Raw genomic sequence first — 23,060 nt, 5'->3', positions numbered from 1 at the left:
AGACCATTTCCTCGGTGATGATGCCGGCGCGGGCAAATTCATATTGCGTCACCGGCTTGCCATCCGTGCCCTTGAGCGGCTGGTGCTGGGTGGGAAATTCGCGGGCGAGATACTTGCCGGTGGCCCCGCCATTATCGAGCGGCGAGAGCGGCCGCCCCTCATAGGCGGCAAAGCCGCGATCGCCATACCAGTCGAGGCGGCGGCGGGGCAGGCCTTTCTCCACATCGATGGTCTCATTCGGGTCCGAATAGGGACCGGAGGTGTCATAGACGCGCACCGGCGGCTCATTCGCCGTCGGGTGCAGATCGATCTCGCGATGCGGCACTTTCAGCGCCGGCGCGGCGGCCGGAGAGGTATAGACCCGGCGCGAACCCGGCAGCGGGCCGGTGGTGACTTCAGGCGTCTCGAAAGCGGACTGGTCGGTGGGCTTGTTCATGGGAGACTCCTTAAGTCGTCAGTCGTCTGAATGGGGGTGAAGGCCACGGGTCTGGCCGGGCGCGGTGAAATAGTCCTCACCGGTCTGGGACAGCCAGGACGGGGCCAGCATGGGCAGGTGAATGCCGGTGATCTCATCGGCGTTGAGGCGGGCGCGGGTCTCGTTCCCGCCCCAGCGGCCGATCAGCCAGTATGGCGGAAAGGCGCGGTCAGTGCGGCGGGCCTCAAAGTGTGCCGCATGGGTGTCGTAGATCGGCGTGTCCGGTGTCGCATCGCCGAGATGCATCACCGTGGCCTCGGTATTGAGGGTAACGCGATAGGCCATATTCTGGATGTGCGCGCGCTGCGCCCCGCCGGCATGGGGTATGTGCACCGCCGTGACCTCGATCGCGCCACCGGCGAGGCTCAGCGCCTGTGGTTCGGCCACGAAGGGCATGATGCGCAGGCGCGCCTCAAACGTCTCCGACCAGCCCGCCGCCTGGCGCATGTCCAGCCGCGCCTGGAAGGGCGCCACCAGGATCACGTCGCGATGGGCGGCGAGATAGGCATTCATCTCTTCGGCATCGAAATGATCGCCATGCACATGGCTGACGAAGACCGCATCAATCCCGTCAAAGGGCGCCTCACCGGCCATCAGCGCCGCCTTGGTCTGCGGATCGACCAGCGGGTAGGTGTTGTAGGAATTGGTGAACAGCGGATCGAACAGGATCTTCGTCTCACCCGCCTCGATCAGCACCGCCTCATTGGCCAAGAAATGCGCCGTCGCCGGATCATCCGCTACGGGATGGGCGTGAACCGGCGCGCTCAGCGCTGCAGATACACACAATAGGCTCGCCGCCAGGGCGATGAAGGGTCTCATGTCCGTTCCTCCGCCGGTTCTAGCCGGATCAGGTTCAAAGGGTACGTCTCAGTCCCGGATCCAGTCCGGGACGCCCCTCGGCATGTCTGTGCGGCGAAAATGGACGCGCCCGGCCGCTTTGGCAAGGATGTGACGACGATCACGCCGCCTGCGGCGCAGATGCGGCTAATATTCCCATCGCACATCCTGCGACGGGGGCCCGTAACGGGGAAGGATGTGTCAGGGAGGTGGTGCGGCGATCGACACACGAATGCGGCGGACAGGTCCTCACCCAGGGGCCAAATCACCGCGATGGATGCCGCAATCCCGGTCAGCTGCCTCTGACCGGACGCCGCACCGCTTCCCGCTTTTTTCCTCCCGCTTTTCCTAGCCTTGGACGCAAAGCAAAACGGGCCGCTGCATGAGCGGCCCGCCGGAGCGTGGTGATACCCGTGAGACTGACTAGTCGACCCGGTTATAGGTCTGCCCGTCCCAGACAAAGCCTGACACCGTGCCGTCATCCTCGCGGATGAAACGCACCGGGTCCGGGCGGTCATAATGGACATTTCGGGCAGCAAACAGGTTCTCGCTCGCCGGTGTGAGATAGACCGGATAATCGCCGACCCAACCGCGCAGCACACCCTCCTCGACATAAGTGTTCACGGTGAAATAGGCGCTGTTCTCATTGACGAACCGGCCGCTATAAGCCTCCAGCTCCTCGGCGCTGGGAGACCAGGTCCAGCCGCCCCATTGCTCGTCAGCCTGGGCCTCTTCCGCCCGGCTGGCAAAGATCTGGCGCAGGCGATCGACGCGCTCGGGGTAATGATTGATCCGCAGCTCGCGCATGCGCTCGGCATTGGGATCATCGGTCAGGAATTGCAGATACATGTCGACCGTGCGGCTGGTGGCCCAGCCGGTCATGGCATTGGAGTTGGAAAAGGCGGCAATGCCGATCCCCAGATCCGGCGAGAAGGCCATCATCGTTGCCGCGCCGGTATAGCCACCGCCGTGGATGTAGAGATTATGGCCGTTCTTCTCGCAGATATTCCAACCAAGGGAGTAGTGCGAGCAAACCTGCTCATAGGCATTGCGGCGATCTTCCATCCCGGTTTCGACATGGCCTTCCTGCGCCTCGGCAATGGCGCTGGCGCTGATCAGGCCCGGCCCCTCGCCGCGCAATTGCATCTGCAGCCATCCCGCCATGTCATTGACCGAGGTCACCATGCCGCCGGCCGACTGCATGATCGCATCGGTCTTAGGCCGAACCTCCTGCCAGCCCTCACCGCTTTCCGCCAGGATATGGTTCCAGGATTGCCCGTCGAGGCCGAAATCCGAGGTCCGGGCCGAGGTATGCTCCCAGCCCATCGGCTCGATGATCACCTCGTCGAGCCAGTCTTGCCAGGTCTTGCCGGTGACGGTTTCGAGAATGGCGCCATAGATGTTGTAGCCGATATTGGCGTATTCAAAGCCTTCTTCGCGAACCTCGCCCATGGCCGAGATCAGCGCCGGATAGTCGGCCGGATCAACGCGGGTGACATAGGCTTCCAGGAAGGTGATCGCATCGACATCGAGCGGCACCTGGTGGCTCAAGAGATCGCGCATCGTCCAGGCGGACGGGTCGAGGTCGCCGGGCAATGCCAGGTCCGGCCAATGATCGGCAATGGTGGAGTCGAGGCTCAGAACCCCCTGCTCATCGAGCACGGCAGCGACGAGGCCCATATAGGCCTTGGTCTGGGAGGCGATGTAGAGCGGCGTATCAGCGGTCAGCGGCACGCCGGTCGAGGCGCGCTCAACCCCGCTGACATAGTTCAGCAGGACGTCATCAGCGGTCACGACCACAGCGGCATAGCCCGGACCGAGGTCAGGAATGGCCGCGAGGAATTCGCCAAGGCGATCAGCGGCACCCTGCGGCGTGTCGGCGAGGGCGGCGGTTGAAACACAGAGCGCTGCGGCAAGGGCGGTCAGGCTGGTGCGGACCATGGATACTCTCCTTTTTATTCTACTTCATACAGCCTAGGCGGATCTGCCGGCCCAGTATTGAACACGTGTAACTTGCCGCGGCTAATCAATACCGACACGCTGATAAACATGGCCGTCATACTCCAGCCCGGTCACAGCACCATCCAGTCCGCGAAGGAAAGTCACAGGCTCCATCGTCTGGAACGGGCCCGGATGCCCGGCGAACACATTCTCCGTCGCCGGTTCGAGCTGCATTCTCCAATGCCCCCATACGAGGTGCAGCCCGTGCCTGTCCTCCACGATGGCGAGATCAAGATAGGGCTCGCCCGTGGTGTATTCTCCAGCGAAGGCCGAGATTTCACTCTGTGCCGGCGACCAGTCCCAACCGCCCCAGCGTGGATTCGCCCGCGCCTCGGCTTCCCGGCTCAGGGCATTCGCGTGGTGTTGCGCCAAACGAGATTCAAACGCCTCTATCCGTTCCTGCGCCGCATCTGCGGCACCAGGATCCTGCATAACCTCCTGCAGGAATTGGAAGACAGTTTCGCGACGCAGCCATGAAGTTTCGCGCGTGGAATTGGCAAACACGGCAATAGCCACATCGAGTTCCGGAGCGACCGCCATAAAGGACCGTGTACCCGTATAGCCGCCGCCATGCTGATAGACCCGAGTGCCTTGGAATTCGCAAACACCCCATCCCAGGGCATAGGCTTCACAGGGCATACGGGCCTCGGGGTCGCGGTCTAGCGCAGCGGCCGGCGCCAGGCCTTCATCGATGATTTCCGCGCTTAGTCCGCTCCCCGCCGGCCCTTCCCGGCGCAAGATCATCTGCAGCCAGACTGCCATATCCTCCGGTGACACGAACAATCCGCCCGCCGATTGCATGATTGCGTCAGGCTTGGGCGGCATCTCGTACCAGCCGAGCGCTTCTCCTTGCCAAATATGGCCCCAGGACAGGGTGGATGCCTCAAGATCCGAGGTGATTGCGGAGGAATTCGCCATGCCGAGCGGATCAAACACCGCCGTGTCGAGCCAGGCCTGCCAGCTGCGGCCTGTTACGTCCATGAGGATGGCGGAGTAAATATTATAGCCCAGATTGGAATAGCTAAAACCCGGCTCGCGCACCTCGCCATACAGGGCCAGAAGCCGCGGATAATCGCGCGCATATACCTCCCCGACGTAGGCTTCCATCACCGCAACCGGCGGCGCTCGAAGCGGAAATTCATGGCTGAGCAGATCGCGCATCGTCCAGTCGGCCGGGTCGAGATCGCCGGGCAAAACCAGGTCCGGCCAGTGATCTGCCAAAGTGCTGTCAAGGCTTAAAACCCCATCCGCATCGAGCCGTGCAGCAAGCAATCCCATGAATGCTTTGGTCTGCGACGCGATGTAAACTGGCGTGTCGGCCCGCATCGGCGCTGCCGTGGAGGCCCGCCGCGCGCCCGAGACATGGCTGATCAAAACCTCATCGGACGACACCGCGACGATAGCAAAGCCCGGCCCCGGTTCAGGCAGGGCATCCAAAAAGCCCTGAAACCTGTCGGCAGCCGCCAACGTCGGGTCGGCCGGGCTTGAACAAGCACTGAGGAAAAAGAGACATATTGCCGGCAGCCAGGTGAAACGCATGAAAACTCGCCTTGTATGGATATGGATAGGCAAGGCTAGTTTGACGCGCGGGCACGTTATTGAACGCATGTAACCCCAGGCTTCGGGATAATCAGCAGCCTTATGCCGCCATCAGCGCCTGGAGCCGGCCCGGTGAGATTCCGGTTTCGCGCTTGGTAAATCGGGAAAAATGCGCCTGGTCTGCAAAGCCGGCCTCACACGCTGCCTCGGCCAACCCCTCCCCTACCAGGATACTGGAAATCGCTCGCGCGCCGCGGCTGCGGGCCCGGTAAAGGCTGGGCGCAACGCCATAATGGCGGCTGAAACTGCGCGATAAATGCACCCGGTGCACACCGCATTCTGCCGCCATGGTGTCGAGATCCGGCACATCCGTCTCGTCACGCAATTGCTCTCGCACCCGGTCGAGCCAGGCCGGCGGTGCGGCGACGGTATAATCGGCTTCTTCCTGATCGAGCGCGACGAGATCGGTCAGCGCCAGGTCCGCCGTTTGCCCCTGTTTCGCAATCAGGCTCAACAGTTCTGCGGCTGGGCGTGTATCTGTGTGCGTCCAGCGCCAATCGCGCGCCCTGCCCGGCAATAGCTCAGTGGTTTTCGCCTCGTCGAGATTAATACTGAGAACGAGGGCACCATGACGGCCATAAATGTTCGCATGCACGCAATCGGCGGGTTTGAAACCGCGCGCGGCCGAGAGGATCTCACAGGAGCGCCCGCCCCGCTCTTCATACAACTCGCCGCTTAAGAGCCAGGAGAGCTGATGCGCGTCATGCTCATGCGGCAGCATGCGTTCGCCTGGGCCGTAATAGCTCAGGCGAACACAAACGCCGGGGGATTGATGGAGGGTTTTCTGTCGTCTCGGCATTCCAGTTTCCGGCATTCAACCGTCTTGTGTGAAACTTAGATACCTATGCCACCCCGATTGGATGCGGTTGAATGAAATTTCGGTCAGTTAAAGGCGATGGCCCGTCCGTGGCAGGCATCGAACAGGCCCAGAAAGGCCCGCGCCTCGTCATTTCCCGCCCGGCTGGCATCGCGAAGATAGGCCCGGGCCCGGTAGGCGTCCGGTGCGCCGCGCTGATCTGACAGCATCAGCCCGACCAGCAGGCCGGCAAACGCATTGCCGCGATTGTGGAAGATGTCGGCCATCGCCGCTTCAGCCCGGCTTTCATGCCCGGCCCAGTCATAGGTCGCCAATGTCAAAAGCGCGAGCGAGCGCGGGCTGGACGGGTCGCTGGAGCGCATCAGATCACCGCCCCAGTAAAACGCCGCCGCTTCGCGCGGCACCTGGCGCTGGGCCGCCAACTGCTCCAGCGCCTGCCCCATGCCGGCTGAGGCGCGATAAAGATAGCTGTCGCGATGCTGGGCAAAACGATCACAATCACTGGCCTCGGCAGCATCAGTTGCGGCCAGCTGGAGGGCGAGGCTGGCAATGGCGGCGAAGGCAAAGCGAATGGGCATGGGGCAGGTCCTTCTGATGTCGAAGGAAAGCCTGCCCGTCCCGCTTTAATCCGGGTTCAAGATAGGCACCCGGATTTAAGGCGAATTTTCAATAATAGCTGGCGAATAGCGCTAGATGGCCCGACGCCAGAGCGCGAGCCCCAAGACCAGCAGGCCGGCCGCCTGCAGACCGTAGGCGATAAATGCCCCGGCGATATCGAGCGCGATCACCCCGAAAAGCAGAGCGCCCGCGCTGACCGCGCCGCTAGCGATGAGGGCCAGGCCAGCCAGCAGGGCCAGGCGACCGCCTTGCCGGATCAGTCCGGCTCCCCAGAGTACAAGGCCGAGCCCCGCCAGGGCGATACCGACCCCGGCAAAGCCCTGATTGATCTCCCAAAGGGCGGTGAAAACGCCTTGCGGTACGAGTTCGGTGCCATGCCCGGCCAGCTCGGCGACCACAAAACCATTCATCGTCCCGGCAATCAGCTGGGCCACGGTGGCCATGGCAAAGAAAACCAGTCCGGCCAGGCGCCAGCCATCTCCGGCCCTGACCAGGGTGAAGACACTCAAAGCCCAAAGCTGGGTCACCAACAGGACGATCATGGCGCCATGGACGATATGGCTGAGCGAGATGCCCTCGCCATGCCCGTGACCGGCCGGATGATGACCCATGACAAAGATTACCAGCACCGCGCTGGCGGCGAGCAGCCCACCAGCGCGGGGCGCGAGGTCGGCCCCGCTTGATTGAACAGAATTGGACATCGCACATATCCCTTTGAAGCGATTACAAGAAGCAGCTGTGCTAAAGCCGGTTTGTGGGAGCGGGATAGGAACGGCAAGTGGCCTCTGTCCGTTTCCGGACAAACAGGGCAAGTTGTCCGGCATCATGACTGACGATCTTGCCATAGCCGACCGTCGCGTGCGCCGGACCCGCCGGGCCCTGATCTCCGCCTTCAACCGGCTGGTGATGGAAAAGCGCCTGGACGACATCAAGGTCGCCGACATTATCGCGGCCGCCGATGTCGGTCGCTCGACCTTCTACGAGCACTATTCCGGACGCCGGGATATCCATGTCGATGCCATGGCGACGCCCATGGCCGTGCTGGCCGATGCGGCGACCGGCCGTGGTGATGAAGAGGCCTTGACCGGACTGCTGGAACATTTCTGGGACAATCGCGCCCTCGCCCGCGCCACCCTGCAGGGCGACAATGCCAGGGCGGCCATCCGGCTACTGGCCGACCAGATCACCGAGCGTTTAAACGAGAAGCCGGGTGCCGGGACCCTGCCGGTCCGCCTCGCTGCCATGCAGATGGCGCAAGGCCATCTCGGCCTGGTCCTCGCCTGGGTCACAGGCGAAGCCTCCGCAAAACCGGCACAACTCGCACCGGTCATCATGCAAAGCTCGGAGGCCGCGGTGAGGGCCTTGTTCGCGGTTGAGGCGGATTAACCCCGGAACGGGTCCTGCATCAGGATGACGTCGTCGCGCTCCGGTGAGGTCGACAAAAGCGCGATCGGACATTCGATCAGTTCCTCGACGCGGCGGACATATTTGACCGCCTCAGCCGGAAGATCGGCCCAGGACCGGGCACCAGCAGTGGAGCCGGACCAGCCATCGAGCACTTCATAGATGGGTTTGACGCGGGCCTGGGCTTCCTTGCCTGCAGGCAGGTAGTCGAGGCGTTCACCATCGAGCTCATAGGCCACGCAGACATGGAGTTTTTCAAACCCGTCGAGCACGTCGAGCTTGGTCAGGGCCACACCATCCACACCACCGACGCGCAGGGTCTGGCGGGTAATGACGGCATCAAACCAGCCACAGCGGCGCTGGCGCCCGGTGACGGTACCGAATTCATGGCCGCGCTCACCGAGCCGCTGACCATTGTCGTCAAACAACTCGGTCGGGAAAGGCCCGGCACCGACGCGGGTCATATAGGCCTTGGCAATCCCCAGCACATAGCCGGAATCCTTCGGTGCCACGCCGGTACCGGCTGCGGCCTGGCCGGCAACCGTGTTGGACGACGTCACAAAGGGATAGGTGCCGTGATCAACGTCGAGCAGTGCGCCTTGGGCGCCCTCGAACAGGACTTTTTCGTCGGCCCGGATGGCGTCGGACAGAACGCGCCAGACCGGGGCGGCGTAAGGCAGGATTTTCGGGGCAATCTCGAGCAGTTCGGCGACCAGCTTGTCGGCGTCATACGCCTCATGCCCCATCCCACGGCGCAGGGCATTGTGATGGTGCAGGATGTCGGCGACGCGGGCACGCAGCGCCTCTTCATCAGCGAGATCAACAACGCGGACCGCGCGACGTCCGACCTTGTCCTCGTAAGCTGGACCAATCCCGCGGCGCGTAGTGCCGATGGCCTCGCCGTCATCCCGGTTCTCGCGCATGGCATCGAGTTCGCCATGGATCGGCAGGATAAGCGCAGCCGTTTCGGAGACCTTGACCAGGTCCGGGGTGATATCAATGCCCTGATCGCGGATGCGTTCGACCTCGGCGGCAAAGGCCCAGGGATCGACAACCACGCCATTACCGACGAGGGACAGCTTGCCCTGGACGACACCGGACGGGAGCAGGGAGAGCTTGTAGACCTTATCGCCGACGACCAGCGTATGGCCGGCATTATGTCCGCCCTGGAAGCGCGCAACGACATCGGCGCGGTGCGAGAGCCAGTCGACCAGCTTGCCCTTGCCCTCATCGCCCCACTGGGCGCCCACCACGGTCACATTTGCCATGCCAGCCTCCGGAAATGTCTGCGTGAGCCGCCTATGTGTCACGAAGACCCCAATCGGGCCAGCTGAATTTGCACGCCGCGGCGGATGCGGGCAGTATCGTGCGCGCTCGGGTCATGATCGGCATGTTTTTAAGGAGCCAGGCCGTTATGACGACAAAATTCCTTCTTTTCGCCGCTGCATTGACGGCCCTGACACCGGGAATCAGCCTCGCCCAGACCGGACCATGCGCCAGCGACGCGCATGATGATTTCGATTTCTGGGTCGGACACTGGAATGTCTATGCGCCGGATGGCGGGCCCTATCAGGGCGAGAACCGCATAGAGAAGACCCAGGGCGGCTGCCTGATCACCGAACACTGGACCGGGGCCAGCGGATCAACCGGCGAGAGCATGAATTATCTCGATCCCTTCTCCGGGCAGTGGCGCCAAATCTGGGTCTCGGCCGGATCGATAATCGATTATTCCGGCGGGCTCGATGAGAGTGGAGCCATGGTGCTCAATGGCGAAATCCACAGCCCGGCCAGCGGCGTGCGCTCCGCCTTCCGCGGCACCTGGACGGAACGCGCCGACGGCTCGGTACGCCAGCAATTCGAGATCGAGGGCGCCGATGACCAATGGGGCGTCTGGTTCACCGGCATCTATGTGCGCCAGGACAGCGATCCACGGGCCGAAGAAGCAGCGGCGGCCCGGGGCGAGTAAGAGCCGGATGCGGACGCGTTCTCCCCCTCTCCCGTGGGAGAGGGGTTAAGGCAGAGGGTAGAAAGCAAGGGCTCGAGGCCTGTAGAAGGCCAGACCCGCAACCCTAACGCCCGAAGCGATAGCTCAGGCGCACACCGGCATTGTCGAGCGCCTGGTTACGGCCGGAGGCGAGGATCTGGCCGTGCGAGACGTGCTCGTAATAGGCGCCGATCGACCAGGTCTCGTTGAGATCATAGTCAAGACCGAGGCCATTGTAGAAGAGGATGGAATTGCCCAGCAGCGCCCGCGTGGTAGCCAGACGGATACGGGTCGGATCGGCCGGATCACTGTCCGGGTCGATATCGTCCACACCGTCATTATAGGACAGGCCGGTGGTGAATTCGAAATCGAGATTGTCTGCGATTTCCCAATCCCAGGCGAGACCGACGGCGCCGAAATTGGTCAGACCATTGGTGTTGAAAGAGCCGTAGATAAACGGACGCGGCTCCCAGATCGGCTCGAGCCAATCCGGGCTTTCAAACAAGAGTTCGAGCGTCACGTTCGGACCGTCTTCGACATGATCGGCAAGATCATGCGCGGTGACGCCGAAACGGAATTCCAGGCCTTCATCGCCATAGCCGTCAGCCTGGGCAGCCGTGGTGCAAAGTGCAGCCAGGGCTGCGGCGGTGATCCAACGCTTCATCTTGATCCCCCTGATGGATAACTCGCGCCCGAGGCGAACGCTTTGCTCACCACTAGCCAATTGATCAGAGCGCGTCCAGCGCTTCGCCATAGGCCCAGTCGAGCCAGGGGCCGAGTGCGGCCAAATCATCACGCTCCACCGTCGGTCCGCACCAGATGCGGATCCCCGGCACGGAGGCGCGGTGCATATTGATGTCGAGCCCGGCGTTTTCCCGTTCCAGCAGCGCGGTGATCGCCTTGGTCAGCGCCCATTGCGTGTCCGTATCGGCGCCGGTCACAGCCGGATCGGTGAATTTCAGCGTCACCGAAACCGGGGAACGATGCTCCGGCACCTCGCAGAGATAATCCGCCCACGCGCAGCCGCGCACCCAGTCGTCCAGCGCGGCAAAATTGGCTTCGCGCCGGGCCACCAGTGCCGGAAGGCCGCCAACTTTCGAGGCCCATTTACACGCCGCCAGATAGTCCTCGACACACATCAACGAGGGCGTATTCAGGGTCGAGCCTTCGTAAATGCCCATATTGGCCTTGTCGCCGGCATGCAGCTGCAACAGGCCCGGCACCGGCCAGGCCGGCTTATAACTATTGAGGCGTTCAATGGCGCGCGGGCCCATGATCAGCATGCCGTGCTGGGCTTCACCGCCCAGGCATTTCTGCCAGGAGAAGGTCAGCACATCGATCTTCGACCAGTCGATATCCACGGCAAAGGCTGCAGATGTCGCGTCGCAAATCGTGAGCCCTTCGCGATCCGCGTCGATCCAGTCATAGCCCGGTATCCACACCCCGGCCGCGGTACCGTTGAGCGTGAACACCGCATCGCGTTTGCCGTCATACTGGCCGATATCCGGCAGCACGCCCGGCGCCGTCTGGAAAATGCGCAGGTCGTCCAGCTTGAGTTCGTCGCGGGCGTCATGGGTCCAGCGATTGCCGAACACATCCCAGCTGAACACATCGACACCGCGCTGGCCCAGGAGCGACCACATCGCCGCTTCCATAGCGCCGGTATCGGATCCGGGCAGCATGGCGACACGATAATCCTCGGGCAGTTCCAACAGGGCATGGGTGCGTTCGAGCGCTTCCTTGATCCGCGCCACGGCCGCGCCCGCACGGTGGGTGCGCGACAAGGGTGCATCACGCAGCTTGTCCCAATCCCAGCCCGGATATTTCTTCACCGGACCGCAGGAAAAGCGCGGATCGGCAGGCTTGAGCACGGGTTTGGGGGCGCGGGTGGCGGCAACGCTGATTTTCGGCACGGGCAGACTCCGGAATCGCAAAGCGTGGGCGAGAGATGTCACACGTTGACCCCGCTCGCGCGAGCGGGCAAGAGCCCTTCTCATGATCCCGTCTCAACGCGCGCTTTTCGACCTGCCGCGCGAGGTCACCTATTTCAATGCCGCCTATATGGGCCCGATGCCGCGCCATGCCGCCAAGGCCGGTGCACAGAGCTATGCCGACAAGCAGCAGCCCTGGAAACTCGGCATACAGGACGCTTTCATCGACGCGCCGGAACACTATCGCGCCCTCGGCGCCCGTCTGTTCGGTGCGCGTGCGGATGATATCGCCATCGTGCCGGCGGCCTCCTATGGCCTTGCCCTGGCGGCGCGCAATCTCGAGCCGGATGCCGGTTCGGAAATCCTCGTTCTGGATGGGCAGTTCCCCTCCAATGTCTATGTCTGGCAAGCGCTGGCGGAACGCACCGGGGCCAAGGTCAGGACCGTCAGCCGCTCCGACAATGAAAGCTGGACCGAGGCGGTGCTGGCCGCGATCTCGATCAGGACCGCCATCCTCGCCTGTCCGCAAGTGCACTGGTCTGATGGCGGCCAGCTCGATCTGGCCCGGATCAGCGACGCAGCCCGCCGCCAGGGCGCAGCCCTAGTGCTGGATCTGACCCAGTCACTCGGCGCCCTGCCCTTCGATCTCGATGCCATCCAGCCCGATTTCGCCGTCGCGGCGGGCTATAAATGGCTGCTCGGCCCCTATTCACTGGGGCTCTGCTATATCGCGCCGCACCATCAGGAGAGCGCGGAAGCGCTGGAGGAGAACTGGATCAACCGCCAGGGCTCGGAGGATTTCGCCCGCCTGGTCGACTATCAGTCGACGTATCAGCCCGGGGCCCGGCGTTTCGACATGGGCGAACGCGCCAACTTCCAGCTGATTCCGGCGGGGATTGCTAGTCTGCAGCTAATCCTCGATTGGGGCGTTGATAACATCGCGACCACGCTCGGCCACAAGACGCAGGACATCATCGAGGCCGTCGCGCCAATGGGCCTGATTCCTGCCACGCCGGATCGCGCGCCGCATTATCTCGGCCTGGCCGTGCCACCGCAAACACCGGGTGATCTTGTCAAACGCCTGGCGGCGGAGCAGGTCTATCTCTCCCAGCGCGGAACCCGGCTGCGTATCACGCCTCATCTCTACAATGATGAGACGGACGTCACGCGCCTTGTCGAAGTTTTGAAAGTAATCCTCTAGCGTGACCCAATCGCCGCCCCGTCCGACCCTCGAGCACTGGATCCTGCTCGGAATCCTCACCGTGCTGTGGGGATCGGCCTTTGCCTTTATCAAGTATTCCGTCGACTACCTGCCGCCGGCAGCGCTGATCTTCGTGCGCCTAAGTATCGCCGCGCTGGTATTGCTGGCCTGGGCGGTGTTCCGCGGCCGGCGCATGCCCGCGCTTACCGACAAGCGCTGGCTCTGGTTCACCGGGCTGGGCTTTTTCGGCAATACCCTGCCCTTCTTCCTCATCGCCTGGGGACAGCAGAGTATCGACAGCGCCCTGGCCGGCATTCTCATCGCCACCATGCCGCTGGCCACGCTCGGCCTGGCGCATGTCTTCGTGCCGGGAGAGAGAATGGACCTGTCCAAGCTGGGCGGCTTCCTGATCGGATTTGCCGGCGTGATTATCCTGATGGGACCGGCCGCCCTGGCCGATCTCGGCGGTGAGAGCTTCCTGGCCCAAATCGCCGTCGTCTTCGCCGCGGTCTGCTATGGCATCAACGCCATCATGGCGCGCCTGATCCCGGAAACCCCGCCCTCGGTCTCCGGCGCCGGCATGCTGATCACCGCGGCCATCCTGGCCCTGCCTTTCGGCCTTTGGGAACTGACCCAGACCGAAGGCGTCACCCTGGGCGCCTGGGCCGCCGTGATCTGGCTCGCCGTCGCCCCGACCGCGATCGCCTCGGTGATGCTGATGCATATTGCCCGGACAGCAGGGCCGGGCTTCCTGGCTATCGTCAATTACCTGACACCGGTCGCCGCCGTGATCACCGGCGTTATCATCGGCGAGACAATCGGCTGGAATGCGCTGCTGGCGCTGGCGGTCATCCTGGCAGGGGTGTGGCTGTCACGGCGGAAGCGCTAATCCCGCAACATCCAGAAATGGTCGACCGGACCGTGCCCGGCGCCGAAACCCGGGGCATGGCGGATGGCGTTGTGGAGGTAGTCGCCGGCGCGGCGCACGGCTTCAGGCAAGGCATGACCCTGGGCAATCAGGCTGGAAATGGCCGAGGCCAGGGTGCAGCCGGTGCCATGGGTGTGCGCCGTGTCGAGGCGCTCGTGCTCGAAGATCTGCAGCCCCCGTGGGGAGACCAGGACATCACGCAGGACATCGCCGGACATATGCCCGCCCTTGACCAACGCCGCACGGGCACCAGCCTCGACAAGCGCTTCGGCTGCGGCGATCTGGGTATCGAGATCGGTGATGGTCAGGCCGGTCAGGCGTTCCGCCTCCGGGATGTTGGGCGTGACCAGGGCTGCGCGCCGCAGCAGGCGCGACTTGATCGCCTCAGCGGCCGTACTGTCGACCAGGGCATCGCCCGACGTGGCGACCATGACCGGGTCGAGGACGAGCGGGACGTCCGGTGCTTCGGCCTCCAGCACGTCCGCCACGGTTTCGATCAGGCTGGCGGTGGCGAGCATGCCGGTCTTGATCGCATCAGCGCCAAGATCGGACAGTACAGCGCGCATCTGGTCGGCGACCGTGTTCTCGGGGATGGGATGGATACCGGTCACGCCCAGCGTGTTCTGGACCGTAATGGCAGTGACCGCGGTCATGGCGAACCCGCCCATGGCCGATACCGCCTTGATATCGGCCTGGATACCGGCCCCACCGCCGCTATCGGATCCGGCAATGATCAGGACCCGGCCGCGCGGCGCCTCACTCATGCCTATTGCTCCAGCTCGCGGGCGCGCTGCAGGGCGGCAGCCGCGGCGGCATCCGAGCGGGACTGTCCGGCGACCTGGCGGTAGAGGGCTGCGGCCTCGGCGCGATTGCCCTCTGCGACATGAATTTCCGCCAGGGCGAGTGCGGCTTCGGTGTTCTCCGGTTCGAAAGCGAGCATCTGGGCGTAAATACCTGCAGCCTCGCGGCGTGACCCGGCCTCGGCCAGGCAACCGGCATGGATCATCAGCGCCGCATCATTCCAGGGATCGGCCTCAACGGCAGCCGCAGCGCTGGCACAGCGGTCCTGCTCTTGCGCGGTGGCCTGGACTTCAGGGGCGTCCGGCGCCAGCTGTACCGGGACGCTGGGTGCGGCCGGGGCCTCAGGCGCGGCCGGCGTCGTTGCAGCCACCGGAGCTGGGGGTTCAACAGCCGGCGCTTGCGGGACCTCGGGCGCTGTAATGGTGGGACGGGCAATGTCCGGCTGGTCCATGGCCGTTTGCGCGGCAGATGCAGCGCCGGACATGTCAGCCGCGCTTGCCGTAGCGGATGCCGGATTTGTCAGAGCCGCACGGGCCGCATTGGATCCGCCGGACCTGATACGCGCCAGCGGTATCGTACTGCCGGTGACACCGACCTCGATCAAGATACCGCCCTGGCGAACCTCGGCGCGAGCGTCACGCCACTCGCGCGCAGCACTCAGCTCGATACGCAGATGGCCGGTCTCCGGGATGATCCGAATGGCATTGACCAGATCGCGGTGGGCCGGCTCGATTGACCGGGAAATGTCGCTGACGCCATGCACAGCCAGCACAACACCCTGCGGACCGGACGTGGCGCTGACATGGCTGGGCTGTTCATCAAAGGCAAGCCAGATCCGGCCGGTCTCGCCGGCAAGGCGGGCACGGATATCGGACAGCTCGGCATGGGCCGGGCCGCTCAGGCAGAGAATCAACGGCAGAAGCAGAAATTTGCGCATGCCGCAGGCCTGGGCTGATCCGTTTAAAACCGGGTTAACCGGCCAGCCCGTAGCCGCTAGCCGATCGAGGGGGCCGGACCGCTATCGCAGACGTCATAACCGAAAGCCCCGATCAGGCTGCCATCGGCTTCGCGCACGCTTTCATAGACATAGCAACCCTCAAAGCCCTCCGGCATATTGCCGCGGACAAAGATCGGGTCGCCCTCGCCATAGATGGCATCCGCTGCGGTCAGCGGGCGCAGGGAGTTAATCGCCTCGCCGCCAGCGCGCATGGTGCACTCCCAGCTACGCCCCTCATCATCGACCAGGCGAATGGCGGGATTGCCACCAGCGGTTTCGTAGGCCAGTGAAACATGCCGGGCACGCGGTCCGACCTCAGCCAGACAGGCATCAATGGCCGGCAGATAGCTCATCAGATAATTCGACCAGCTGTCCTGTTCGGCGCGCTCCATGGCGCAGCCAGTGACAGCGATATCGCCAACCCGGACGGCCGCGAAATGGGTATAGGTGCGACCGCTCTGGCGGCAGGGTCCGGCCTGGAGCTGGATCGAGATAATCTCACCGGCTTCGCTTTCCCCGTGATAGCGGCGGACGCCTTCATCGAGATAGGGCATGGACACTTCGAGCTCTCCGGCGGCATTGCCGGAATGAACCGAATTGAAGGCGAAGGCGACGGCGGGCTCGCCCGGCTCGTCAAGGAATTCCAGATTGCCATCCCAACCCTCACCGCCGGCCAGCGAATAACCGAACCCGGCCGCTTCGCTGGGCGCACCACCGGAGCGGGAATGCTCGAAATTGGACATGGCCAGATCGCCGCCGGCACCGCCCGTTGTCGTCGCGCCGCACGCGGTCAGCCCTGCGCAGACCAGGGCCAGTACTAAAATCCGTTGCATCTTTCCCCCCGAAACCTTGGCTTCTTCTGCACGCTAGCACAGGAAGGGCGGCGGGGCGTAGAGGGTTTAAATGCCCTCGGCGAAGGATTTTGCCAGGTGATCGACGAACAGCCGGACCCGGTGGGTCATGTATCGCGAGGACGGGAAAACCGCCCAGAGGTCGCGATGCTCCGGCTGCCAGTCCGGCAGCAGCTGGACCAGGCGCCCCTCTGCCAGGGCCTCTTCGGCCGCCCAGGCCGGAGAACAGGCGATGCCGACCCCGGCGCTGGCCGCGGCGACAGCGGCCACAGCACCATTCAGGGTCAGGCGGCCATTAACGCGGACATCGACGCTCTCGCCGTCGCGCTCGAAGCGCAATTGCTGCGGCGCCGGCTTGTTGCGGTCGATAATCACATCGTGGTTGGCCAGTTCGGAGGGATGACGGACGGCCCCAGCTGCGGCGAGATAATCCGGCGAAGCCAGCAAGGCCATGCAGGCCGGGGCCAATTGCCGGGCAATCAGGGCGCTGTCGGGCAGATTGCCGATGCGAACGCCGACATCAAACCCCTCATTGACCAGATCAACCATGCGGTCGCCCATGGTCAGGCGCACTTCCACGCCGGGCCATTGCTTCATGAAATCGGCAACGGGACGCATCAGCTTGCGCGGCCCGAAATCGACCGGAGCAGAGACCCGAAGCAGACCAGCGGGTGCCGAGCGGGCATCGGCCACGCCTTCCTCCAGGGCATCATATTCATCGAGCCAGGGGCGGACCCGTTCCAGCAGTGCCGTACCAGCGTCGGTCAGTCGGACCGAGCGGGTCGTGCGTTCAAACAGGCGCGCCTGCAAACGGGTTTCCAGGGCCGTGATCTGCTTGGAGGCGGCACCGGGCGTAATGCCCTCGCGCTCAGAGGCTTGGGTGAAAGAGCCCAGCTCGGCGACGGAACAGAACAGGCGAAGTGCGTCGATACGATCCATTATTTCCTCACAAGAAATAGTTTTGCGAATTTCTAGGGTATTATCGATGTGCTGTCGAGATGTCATCTCTCTCCGCGACATCAAACGACGGCGCGACACAAGACGCCGCCGCAACCGACATGGAGAAACCAAGATGTTCAACCCGAATAACAATGCCGCCTATGGCGCCGCCCTTTTGCGTCTCAGCTTCGGCACGCTCATCCTCGCTCACGGCCTGCTCAAAGTACTGGTCTTCACCGTGCCGGGGACGGTCGGCTTCTTTGCCAGCCTCGGCCTTCCGGCGATCGCAGCCTATCTGGTGATCTTCGCCGAGATTGCCGGCGGTCTGGCCCTCATCGCCGGTGCCTATACCCGTATCGTTTCGCTCGGACTGATCCCGGTCCTGATTGGCGCCACTTTCGTACACCTGCCCAATGGCTGGCTGTTTTCGGCTGAAGGCGGTGGCTGGGAATTCCCGCTCTTCCTGGTGATGATTGCCGGGGTCCAGGCCCTGCTCGGCGCCGGCGCCTTCGCCCTCAAAGCCCCGCGCCTGCCGGTCATCCCGCAAGCCCTGCAGGCCTGATGCCTGCGCCGCTCTTCATCTCGCATGGTGCGCCGGATGTGTTGGTTCGCAACACGCCGGCGCATCGCGCGATCAAGGCTTTGGGCCGGCGCCCGAAACCTAGCGCCTATGTCATTGTCTCGGCGCACTGGCAGTCCGGGGCTGTGCGCATTACGGCGAGCGAACGCCCCGCGACGATCCATGACTTCCACGGCTTTGGGGAAGAATTGGAGCGTTTTGTCTATCCAGCACCGGGCGCGCCGGAGCTGGCGGAAAATATCCGCTCGATGCTGGCGCCTGCGGGTATCGATGCGCAACTCGATCATCGGCGCGGGCTCGATCACGGGGCATGGGTCGCTATGGGTCTCATCCGGCCGCAAGCCGATATCCCCGTCATCCAGGTATCCTTGCCGCGCGACACTGACAGGGCCAGCCTGGAGCTCGGCAGCGCGCTGGCGCCGCTGGCCAGACAGAACATCCAGCTGATTGGCTCAGGCGCGATCACCCACTCGCTTGCCGACAGCCTTCCCATGGCAGAGGACGGGCCACCGGCCCGGTTTGCCCAAGCGTTCCGCACGGCTTTGCGGCCTTACTTGCAGGCCGCGGACATTGACGCCGTTCTAACCTGGCGGGATCTGCCACAAGCTGATCGCAATCACCCAACGCCGGAACATTTTCGCCCGTTGCTGTTCGCCATGGCGGCGGCCGGCGATCAGGCGGAAGACAGAACCGCCGCATGCCTGCACACCTCATGGAGCCGCTCCGCCCTGGCTATGGATATCTGGGAATTCGGCTAGATATCAAACCCGCCTGGCCCGGGGCCGTCATCCGCCCGGTCCGGAGACCGCCATGGCGAAGCAAACCAAAGCGGTGACAGTGCATAACAAAACGGTCCGGTGGAAAACGGCAGCCCTTGGCCCCATACACCTACCGCCCGTCCCTTCCCCGTGAAGGGAAGGCGGCGAGCGGCGGCGTTGCGTCCGGCTGTACCTGTTTAAGGGCCCTGGCCGTCCACACGCCCCGAACCTGGTGGTCCGGGACACAGTCACGAGCTCGCGCCCGGACTGTTCGGCTTTGACTGGCGTCGTTTCCTTCGCGCGGCCATTGCCTTCCCTGGTTTTTACACCCGGGCCCGATGCCTCTATCGAGGCACCGTCGGCTCTAACTGGCGCCGTTTCCGGCGCGCGGCTATCGCCTTTCCCGGCTTTTACCCCGGGACGCGACACCCCCAGCGGGGCGCCGTCGACTTTGACAGGCTGCGTTGCCGCAACAGTGTCATCGCCTTTCCCAGCTTTCACCCTGGGACCCGATCCTCCTGATGGAGCACCGTGGGCTTTAACTGGCGCCGTTTCCGGCGCGCGGCCATCGCCTTCCCTGGTTATTACACCCGGGCCCGATGCCTCTATCGAGGCACCGTCGGCTTTGACTGACGCTGTTGCCAGCGCGGCCATTGCCTTTCCCGGCTCTTATCCCGGGACGCGACACCCCCAGCGGGGCGCCGTCGGCTCCAGTCGGCACTGTTACCAGTGCTGGCCGTCACCTGTCCCGTTTCCGCTTCGGGGTTCGGCACCTGACGAGCAGGGTCCGTTTCGCGCCCTTTCACCTCTGTTGCCAGTGGCTTCCGTTTGCACCCCCGGAGTTTTCCCGGGACCAACCCAGCCGAAACTTGGGTTGAGACTTTTCGTCCGCATACTGACGTATACGATCTTAAAGCCCGTCACCGGCCTCCGCCCGTTTTGCCTTTACAGGCAAGGTGTTTGGCGCCGTCGACAAGAAAAAGTTAATCAAGGGTTAAGCGTCGGGTCAACGCAAAAATGATTCGGAAATGTGGAAAAATCGAATCGCTCAACTGATTCAACGAAAAAGCCAGAATCTTTTTTCGAGGATGCCGTTTTGCTCCGTCCACGGAGGGCATACTAGTCGGCCGGTTTGCGAGCGCGGGCGGTCAACACCATGGGCGTCATCATGAGAGCGTCCGGATCGCCCTCACGGCGGCGGACGAAATCAAGGAATGCATCGGCATCCCCGGACGACAGGAATCCCAGCTCGACCAAGCGCGCCGGGGCCTCCTTCAGCCAACTTGCCGGCCAACGCCATAACGCTTCACCGGGACGCACGGCATGAACTTCCGGTGTCATTTCCTCGACCGACCAGCCATGGCGACGGAACATGGCCGGGAAACGCCTGCCGACATTGGGGTCGCCCTCGAAATGGCGCCAGCTCGCCTCGACCGCATCGACAAAGCGGTCAAATACCGGCTCGACCGGTTCGAGGCGGAAACTGCGATAATCGACGTATTCCTGGGTCATGAAGACACCGCCCGGCTTGAGCGCGCGGTCGATACCGGCAATGGCGGCATCGGGATCGGGCAGGAAACACAGCACCCAGCGCGTCCAGACGCGGTCACACTCGCCCTCAGGCCAGACCAGATCCTCAATCGCCGCCTGCCGGGTTTCGATATTGTCCAGGCCGCGAGCCTTGGCGCCCTGTTCGAGCGTTTGCAGGAAGAGTTCGGACTGGTCGACAGCGATAACCCGGCCTTCCGGGCCAACCAGCTGCGCCAGATCGAAAGCGGCATAGCCCGGGCCGCAGCCCAGATCCATGACCGTCATGCCTTCCTTGAGTCCGGCCCGGCGCCAGGCCCCCAGCGCCGCTTCGCGCCAGAGAGCGTGCTGCAGTCCCAGCCGGCGCACTTCCGCCTCGTTGGCACCGATGATGTAGTCTTCCTCGTCAAGCGTCGCCTGGCTCATGAAAAGCTCTCCGCAAGTCTATACGGAGGCAGAATAAGCATGTGCTGGAAGAGCGGCCACCCGAAACATGTGAACCGGGCGCGCGACGAAATCAGTGCGCGTGTTCGTAGGGCGCGCCGGCGACGGCGGTCTGCGCACTGTGCGCGGCGAGATGCTGGGCAGTATGACGCGCATCCTCAACCGCTGTCCACGCCATCCAGCCGAGCAGGACCGTCAGCACGACCGCCAGCCCCCAGCATGCGATCGCAAGCGAGCGCAGCGGGTCCCGGAAAAGGTTGAGCGTGGTGTCGAGCATGTATCTGGCGGCCTGTCCCTGGCAGTTCGGATGGCGTGAATAATGTGCAGGGACTGGCGAGTTGCATGTCATATTATATGCTGCCCTCACATTCCTCTAGGCAAATCAGGATTCGTCCTTAGGAGTCTGGAACTTGCCTGAAGCTATTAGGATAGAAGCGCGGGCTACTCGCTCAGGGAGTGCAGAATCAACGTCTGGGCGCTTGCCGCCGCTCCCTGCTGCCCTAAAGCGCAATTTTCGCCTTTCAGGTCTCTTTGGTTTCAGGGACTTACCAGGCGACCATCAGATTCGTGTTTTGGGGGAAAACCAAATGCCGCCCGCACAGCTAGTCTGACACCTCTGAGGCGCTCTCATCGCCGGGCATAAGAGTGGTGTAGATCGAATAACTGCCCTCGCGGAAGCTGGTGAACCAGAGCACACCACGCTCCAGATCCCCGTGCGCGCCATACTCATAGCCCGGCGTATTGATGACAGCGCCCAGATTGACCGGCTCGCTCCAGACCTCTCCCCGGCGCTCGGCCAGATAGAGATCATCGCCGCCAAACCCGTCCGCGCCATCGGTGCGGGCCAGGATTGCCAGGCTTTCATCCGGTGCAATCCAGATATCCGCCTCCGACTGTGCCGTCGACAGGGTGCGCAGACGCTCGACACGCCAGCCGACCGACATGTCCGGGATGGCCCGGTAAAGATCAGAACCGCCCTCGCCGCCGCGCCGGCGCGACGCGAAATAGACGGTCCCATTGGCCGCCAGACTGGCATGGAAGTCGTGGGCCGAGGAATTGACCGGCTCGGGCAGGCGCCAGGGCGCGACCAGGCGGCCATCGGCCCAATAGGCAATCCACAGATCCCAATCATCGCGCGCCTCACCCGGCAAAGGGGCCGAGGAGAAAACGACCTGGTCACCATTGGGCGAGAACCGCATGGCCCGCATCTCGACCGGCCAGGGTGCGCCATCGATTGCCACCGGCTGCGGATCCGACCAGCCGCGATCCAGGCGTCGCCGCATCATCACGCGGTGCTCACCCCAGTCGGCATTATGACTGCCGTAGACGGCGGTATTTCCGTCCGGTGAGAGCGAAAACCAGCTCTCCTCGGCGGGCGAGGCGAAGGGGGCGAAGGGCTCGGCGGGAGGTGGGGCGGCCGGCTCCGCATCTTGAACACCGACAACCCACAGCAACAGCGCTGAAAGAACCACCATTACGCACCCCTGAAACACACAAACAGGACCATGCCCGCTCAGCCAGCCCACCGCAAGCGCGCACAAAAAAAGCCGGCCCGGATCGTCTCCGGGCCGGCTCTTCAGGTTAAAAGCGCTCAGGCTTACTCAGCCGCAACCGGCTCCGGAGCCGGCTGGGTCGAGAAGCGGCCATAAAAGGTCTCGCCCTTCTCGGCCATTTCGCGCACCAGGGCCGGAAGCTCGAACTGCTCGCCATAGGCGGCTTTGAGCTCGTCGGCACGCTTGACGAAAGCGGCCAGGCCATAGGTGTCGATGAAGGACAGCGCACCGCCGGTATAGGGCGCGAAGCCCCAGCCGAGGATGGAGCCGACATCGGCTTCACGCGGGTCGATGACGATTTCCTCTTCCATGCAACGGGCCGCTTCAATGGCCTGGGTGAAGAGGATGCGATCCTTGATCTCTTCGGCAGACGGCTGATCTTCCAGATACTTGCCGCCCGGAGCGAACTGCTCCAGCTCCGGCCAGAGCCGCTTGGGCTGACCCTTTTCGGCCGGATAGTCGTAGAAGCCCTTGCCGTTCTTGCGGCCGAAGCGCTCATATTCCTCGACCATCTTGAACAGGATCGGCTCGGTCGGCGACGGCTTGTAGTCATCGCCCAGGTCCGACTTGGTCTGCTTGATCAGCTTGACGCCGAGATCCAGCGCCACCTCATCCTGCAGCGAGAGCGGACCGACCGGCATGCCAGCCATACGGGTCGCATTCTCGATCAGGGCCGGCTTGATGCCTTCGGCCAGCATGTTCATGCCTTCGCCGATGAAGCGCATCACGCAACGGTTGGCGTAGAAGCCGCGCGTATCGGACACCACGATCGGGGTCTTCTTGATCTTGGTGACATAGTCGATGGCCCGCGACAG

General features: G+C 63.5%; 23 protein-coding genes, 1 pseudogene and 1 riboswitch. Of the genes and pseudogenes, 6 read left to right on the top strand and 18 right to left on the bottom strand.

What is annotated here, in order from left to right; genetic code table 11:
• The 7 genes and pseudogenes from Q1V57_RS12725 to Q1V57_RS12695 all read right to left on the bottom strand — a co-directional run.
• Positions 1 to 436 (bottom strand): annotated as a pseudogene (locus Q1V57_RS12725) (phosphomethylpyrimidine synthase); the annotation flags it as partial.
• 18 nt (positions 437 to 454) lie between these two features.
• Entirely contained in the window at positions 455 to 1,294 is an 840-nt protein-coding gene (locus Q1V57_RS12720) for an MBL fold metallo-hydrolase (protein WP_300531481.1), read from the bottom strand.
• A riboswitch (TPP riboswitch) is annotated at positions 1,283 to 1,382 on the bottom strand. (Overlaps the previous gene by 12 nt.)
• A 353-nt stretch (positions 1,383 to 1,735) precedes the next feature.
• On the bottom strand, positions 1,736 to 3,253 hold the full coding sequence (locus tag Q1V57_RS12715; RefSeq protein WP_300531478.1) for a serine hydrolase domain-containing protein: 1,518 nt from the start codon (positions 3,251 to 3,253) through the stop codon (positions 1,736 to 1,738).
• Between the two features lie 81 nt (positions 3,254 to 3,334).
• The gene (locus Q1V57_RS12710; RefSeq protein ID WP_300531475.1) at positions 3,335 to 4,852 is read right to left on the bottom strand and encodes a serine hydrolase domain-containing protein; all 1,518 of its coding nucleotides are present in this window, start codon (positions 4,850 to 4,852) and stop codon (positions 3,335 to 3,337) included.
• A gap of 100 nt (positions 4,853 to 4,952) precedes the next feature.
• The gene (locus Q1V57_RS12705) at positions 4,953 to 5,633 is read right to left on the bottom strand and encodes an AraC family transcriptional regulator (RefSeq protein WP_300531472.1); all 681 of its coding nucleotides are present in this window, start codon (positions 5,631 to 5,633) and stop codon (positions 4,953 to 4,955) included.
• A gap of 161 nt (positions 5,634 to 5,794) precedes the next feature.
• Complete coding sequence (locus Q1V57_RS12700) at positions 5,795 to 6,307, bottom strand: hypothetical protein (RefSeq protein ID WP_300531470.1); 513 nt, start codon at positions 6,305 to 6,307, stop codon at positions 5,795 to 5,797.
• Between the two features lie 111 nt (positions 6,308 to 6,418).
• On the bottom strand, positions 6,419 to 7,048 hold the full coding sequence (locus Q1V57_RS12695) for a hypothetical protein (RefSeq protein WP_300531468.1): 630 nt from the start codon (positions 7,046 to 7,048) through the stop codon (positions 6,419 to 6,421).
• Positions 7,049 to 7,172: 124 nt separating this feature from the next.
• On the opposite strand from Q1V57_RS12695, the gene Q1V57_RS12690 reads away from it, so the two are divergent.
• Positions 7,173 to 7,733, top strand: coding sequence for a hypothetical protein (locus Q1V57_RS12690; protein WP_300531466.1), 561 nt, complete (start codon positions 7,173 to 7,175; stop codon positions 7,731 to 7,733).
• On the opposite strand, the gene Q1V57_RS12685 is transcribed toward Q1V57_RS12690, so the two are convergent.
• The gene (locus Q1V57_RS12685; RefSeq protein ID WP_300531464.1) at positions 7,730 to 9,019 is read right to left on the bottom strand and encodes an adenylosuccinate synthase; all 1,290 of its coding nucleotides are present in this window, start codon (positions 9,017 to 9,019) and stop codon (positions 7,730 to 7,732) included. The genes Q1V57_RS12690 and Q1V57_RS12685 overlap by 4 nt on opposite strands.
• 146 nt (positions 9,020 to 9,165) lie before the next feature.
• Between Q1V57_RS12685 and Q1V57_RS12680 the strand changes: the two genes are divergently transcribed.
• Positions 9,166 to 9,717 carry a hypothetical protein gene (locus Q1V57_RS12680; RefSeq protein WP_300531461.1) on the top strand — a complete coding sequence of 184 codons (552 nt, stop codon included), beginning with the start codon at positions 9,166 to 9,168 and terminating at the stop codon, positions 9,715 to 9,717.
• Between the two features lie 103 nt (positions 9,718 to 9,820).
• On the opposite strand, the gene Q1V57_RS12675 is transcribed toward Q1V57_RS12680, so the two are convergent.
• Both Q1V57_RS12675 and Q1V57_RS12670 read right to left on the bottom strand, forming a co-directional pair.
• Positions 9,821 to 10,399, bottom strand: a complete 579-nt coding sequence (locus Q1V57_RS12675; RefSeq protein WP_300531458.1) for an acyloxyacyl hydrolase — start codon at positions 10,397 to 10,399, stop codon at positions 9,821 to 9,823.
• 64 nt (positions 10,400 to 10,463) lie between these two features.
• Entirely contained in the window at positions 10,464 to 11,648 is a 1,185-nt protein-coding gene (locus tag Q1V57_RS12670; protein ID WP_300531455.1) for a phosphoserine transaminase, read from the bottom strand.
• 82 nt (positions 11,649 to 11,730) lie between these two features.
• Here Q1V57_RS12670 and Q1V57_RS12665 point away from each other — a divergent pair, with 82 nt between their 5' ends.
• A complete protein-coding gene (locus Q1V57_RS12665) occupies positions 11,731 to 12,867 on the top strand; it encodes an aminotransferase class V-fold PLP-dependent enzyme (protein WP_300531451.1) in 1,137 nt (378 codons plus the stop codon).
• A 1-nt stretch (position 12,868) separates the two neighbouring features.
• Positions 12,869 to 13,756 carry a DMT family transporter gene (locus Q1V57_RS12660; protein ID WP_300531448.1) on the top strand — a complete coding sequence of 296 codons (888 nt, stop codon included), beginning with the start codon at positions 12,869 to 12,871 and terminating at the stop codon, positions 13,754 to 13,756.
• On the opposite strand, the gene thiD is transcribed toward Q1V57_RS12660, so the two are convergent.
• The 4 genes from thiD to Q1V57_RS12640 form a co-directional block, all read right to left on the bottom strand.
• A complete protein-coding gene (thiD, locus tag Q1V57_RS12655) occupies positions 13,753 to 14,559 on the bottom strand; it encodes a bifunctional hydroxymethylpyrimidine kinase/phosphomethylpyrimidine kinase (RefSeq protein ID WP_300531446.1) in 807 nt (268 codons plus the stop codon). The genes Q1V57_RS12660 and thiD overlap by 4 nt on opposite strands.
• 2 nt (positions 14,560 to 14,561) lie before the next feature.
• A complete protein-coding gene (locus Q1V57_RS12650; RefSeq protein WP_300531443.1) occupies positions 14,562 to 15,533 on the bottom strand; it encodes a tetratricopeptide repeat protein in 972 nt (323 codons plus the stop codon).
• Between the two features lie 56 nt (positions 15,534 to 15,589).
• Positions 15,590 to 16,426, bottom strand: coding sequence for a hypothetical protein (locus Q1V57_RS12645; RefSeq protein ID WP_300531442.1), 837 nt, complete (start codon positions 16,424 to 16,426; stop codon positions 15,590 to 15,592).
• A gap of 66 nt (positions 16,427 to 16,492) precedes the next feature.
• Positions 16,493 to 17,383 carry a LysR family transcriptional regulator gene (locus Q1V57_RS12640; RefSeq protein ID WP_300531439.1) on the bottom strand — a complete coding sequence of 297 codons (891 nt, stop codon included), beginning with the start codon at positions 17,381 to 17,383 and terminating at the stop codon, positions 16,493 to 16,495.
• A 133-nt stretch (positions 17,384 to 17,516) separates the two neighbouring features.
• On the opposite strand from Q1V57_RS12640, the gene Q1V57_RS12635 reads away from it, so the two are divergent.
• Positions 17,517 to 17,945 (top strand): DoxX family protein, encoded by a 429-nt coding sequence (locus tag Q1V57_RS12635; RefSeq protein ID WP_300531436.1) that lies wholly within the window; start codon positions 17,517 to 17,519, stop codon positions 17,943 to 17,945.
• Entirely contained in the window at positions 17,945 to 18,721 is a 777-nt protein-coding gene (locus Q1V57_RS12630) for a class III extradiol ring-cleavage dioxygenase (RefSeq protein WP_300531434.1), read from the top strand. The genes Q1V57_RS12635 and Q1V57_RS12630 overlap by 1 nt, the downstream gene beginning before the upstream one ends.
• A 1,119-nt stretch (positions 18,722 to 19,840) precedes the next feature.
• On the opposite strand, the gene Q1V57_RS12625 is transcribed toward Q1V57_RS12630, so the two are convergent.
• The 4 genes from Q1V57_RS12625 to Q1V57_RS12610 all read right to left on the bottom strand — a co-directional run.
• On the bottom strand, positions 19,841 to 20,674 hold the full coding sequence (locus Q1V57_RS12625) for a methyltransferase domain-containing protein (RefSeq protein ID WP_300531431.1): 834 nt from the start codon (positions 20,672 to 20,674) through the stop codon (positions 19,841 to 19,843).
• A gap of 91 nt (positions 20,675 to 20,765) precedes the next feature.
• Complete coding sequence (locus Q1V57_RS12620) at positions 20,766 to 20,969, bottom strand: hypothetical protein (protein ID WP_300531429.1); 204 nt, start codon at positions 20,967 to 20,969, stop codon at positions 20,766 to 20,768.
• Positions 20,970 to 21,294: 325 nt separating this feature from the next.
• Positions 21,295 to 22,167 (bottom strand): hypothetical protein, encoded by an 873-nt coding sequence (locus tag Q1V57_RS12615; RefSeq protein WP_300531426.1) that lies wholly within the window; start codon positions 22,165 to 22,167, stop codon positions 21,295 to 21,297.
• A 122-nt stretch (positions 22,168 to 22,289) separates the two neighbouring features.
• The coding region (locus tag Q1V57_RS12610) for a 3-hydroxyacyl-CoA dehydrogenase family protein (protein ID WP_300531423.1) at positions 22,290 to 23,060 on the bottom strand (771 nt) is incomplete at its 5' end.

It is taken from the genome of Maricaulis sp. (assembly GCF_030149425.1).
Taxonomy (GTDB): Bacteria; Pseudomonadota; Alphaproteobacteria; order Caulobacterales; family Maricaulaceae; genus Maricaulis.
Note: the sequence above shows the minus strand (reverse complement) of the source record. Positions and strands in the feature narration are given on the sequence as shown.

What these genes read in the sequence shown, in the direction of transcription:
- Q1V57_RS12720 (WP_300531481.1), bottom strand. Translation starts at nt 1,294, where the DNA reads ATGAGACCCTTCATCGCCCTGGCGGCGAGCCTATTGTGTGTATCTGCA.
- Q1V57_RS12715 (WP_300531478.1), bottom strand. Translation starts at nt 3,253, where the DNA reads ATGGTCCGCACCAGCCTGACCGCCCTTGCCGCAGCGCTCTGTGTTTCA.
- Q1V57_RS12710 (WP_300531475.1), bottom strand. Translation starts at nt 4,852, where the DNA reads ATGCGTTTCACCTGGCTGCCGGCAATATGTCTCTTTTTCCTCAGTGCT.
- Q1V57_RS12705 (WP_300531472.1), bottom strand. Translation starts at nt 5,633, where the DNA reads ATGCTGCCGCATGAGCATGACGCGCATCAGCTCTCCTGGCTCTTAAGC.
- Q1V57_RS12700 (WP_300531470.1), bottom strand. Translation starts at nt 6,307, where the DNA reads ATGCCCATTCGCTTTGCCTTCGCCGCCATTGCCAGCCTCGCCCTCCAG.
- Q1V57_RS12695 (WP_300531468.1), bottom strand. Translation starts at nt 7,048, where the DNA reads ATGTCCAATTCTGTTCAATCAAGCGGGGCCGACCTCGCGCCCCGCGCT.
- Q1V57_RS12690 (WP_300531466.1), top strand. Translation starts at nt 7,173, where the DNA reads ATGACTGACGATCTTGCCATAGCCGACCGTCGCGTGCGCCGGACCCGC.
- Q1V57_RS12685 (WP_300531464.1), bottom strand. Translation starts at nt 9,019, where the DNA reads ATGGCAAATGTGACCGTGGTGGGCGCCCAGTGGGGCGATGAGGGCAAG.
- Q1V57_RS12680 (WP_300531461.1), top strand. Translation starts at nt 9,166, where the DNA reads ATGACGACAAAATTCCTTCTTTTCGCCGCTGCATTGACGGCCCTGACA.
- Q1V57_RS12675 (WP_300531458.1), bottom strand. Translation starts at nt 10,399, where the DNA reads ATGAAGCGTTGGATCACCGCCGCAGCCCTGGCTGCACTTTGCACCACG.
- Q1V57_RS12665 (WP_300531451.1), top strand. Translation starts at nt 11,731, where the DNA reads ATGATCCCGTCTCAACGCGCGCTTTTCGACCTGCCGCGCGAGGTCACC.
- thiD (WP_300531446.1), bottom strand. Translation starts at nt 14,559, where the DNA reads ATGAGTGAGGCGCCGCGCGGCCGGGTCCTGATCATTGCCGGATCCGAT.
- Q1V57_RS12650 (WP_300531443.1), bottom strand. Translation starts at nt 15,533, where the DNA reads ATGCGCAAATTTCTGCTTCTGCCGTTGATTCTCTGCCTGAGCGGCCCG.
- Q1V57_RS12645 (WP_300531442.1), bottom strand. Translation starts at nt 16,426, where the DNA reads ATGCAACGGATTTTAGTACTGGCCCTGGTCTGCGCAGGGCTGACCGCG.
- Q1V57_RS12640 (WP_300531439.1), bottom strand. Translation starts at nt 17,383, where the DNA reads ATGGATCGTATCGACGCACTTCGCCTGTTCTGTTCCGTCGCCGAGCTG.
- Q1V57_RS12635 (WP_300531436.1), top strand. Translation starts at nt 17,517, where the DNA reads ATGTTCAACCCGAATAACAATGCCGCCTATGGCGCCGCCCTTTTGCGT.
- Q1V57_RS12630 (WP_300531434.1), top strand. Translation starts at nt 17,945, where the DNA reads ATGCCTGCGCCGCTCTTCATCTCGCATGGTGCGCCGGATGTGTTGGTT.
- Q1V57_RS12625 (WP_300531431.1), bottom strand. Translation starts at nt 20,674, where the DNA reads ATGAGCCAGGCGACGCTTGACGAGGAAGACTACATCATCGGTGCCAAC.
- Q1V57_RS12620 (WP_300531429.1), bottom strand. Translation starts at nt 20,969, where the DNA reads ATGCTCGACACCACGCTCAACCTTTTCCGGGACCCGCTGCGCTCGCTT.
- Q1V57_RS12615 (WP_300531426.1), bottom strand. Translation starts at nt 22,167, where the DNA reads ATGGTGGTTCTTTCAGCGCTGTTGCTGTGGGTTGTCGGTGTTCAAGAT.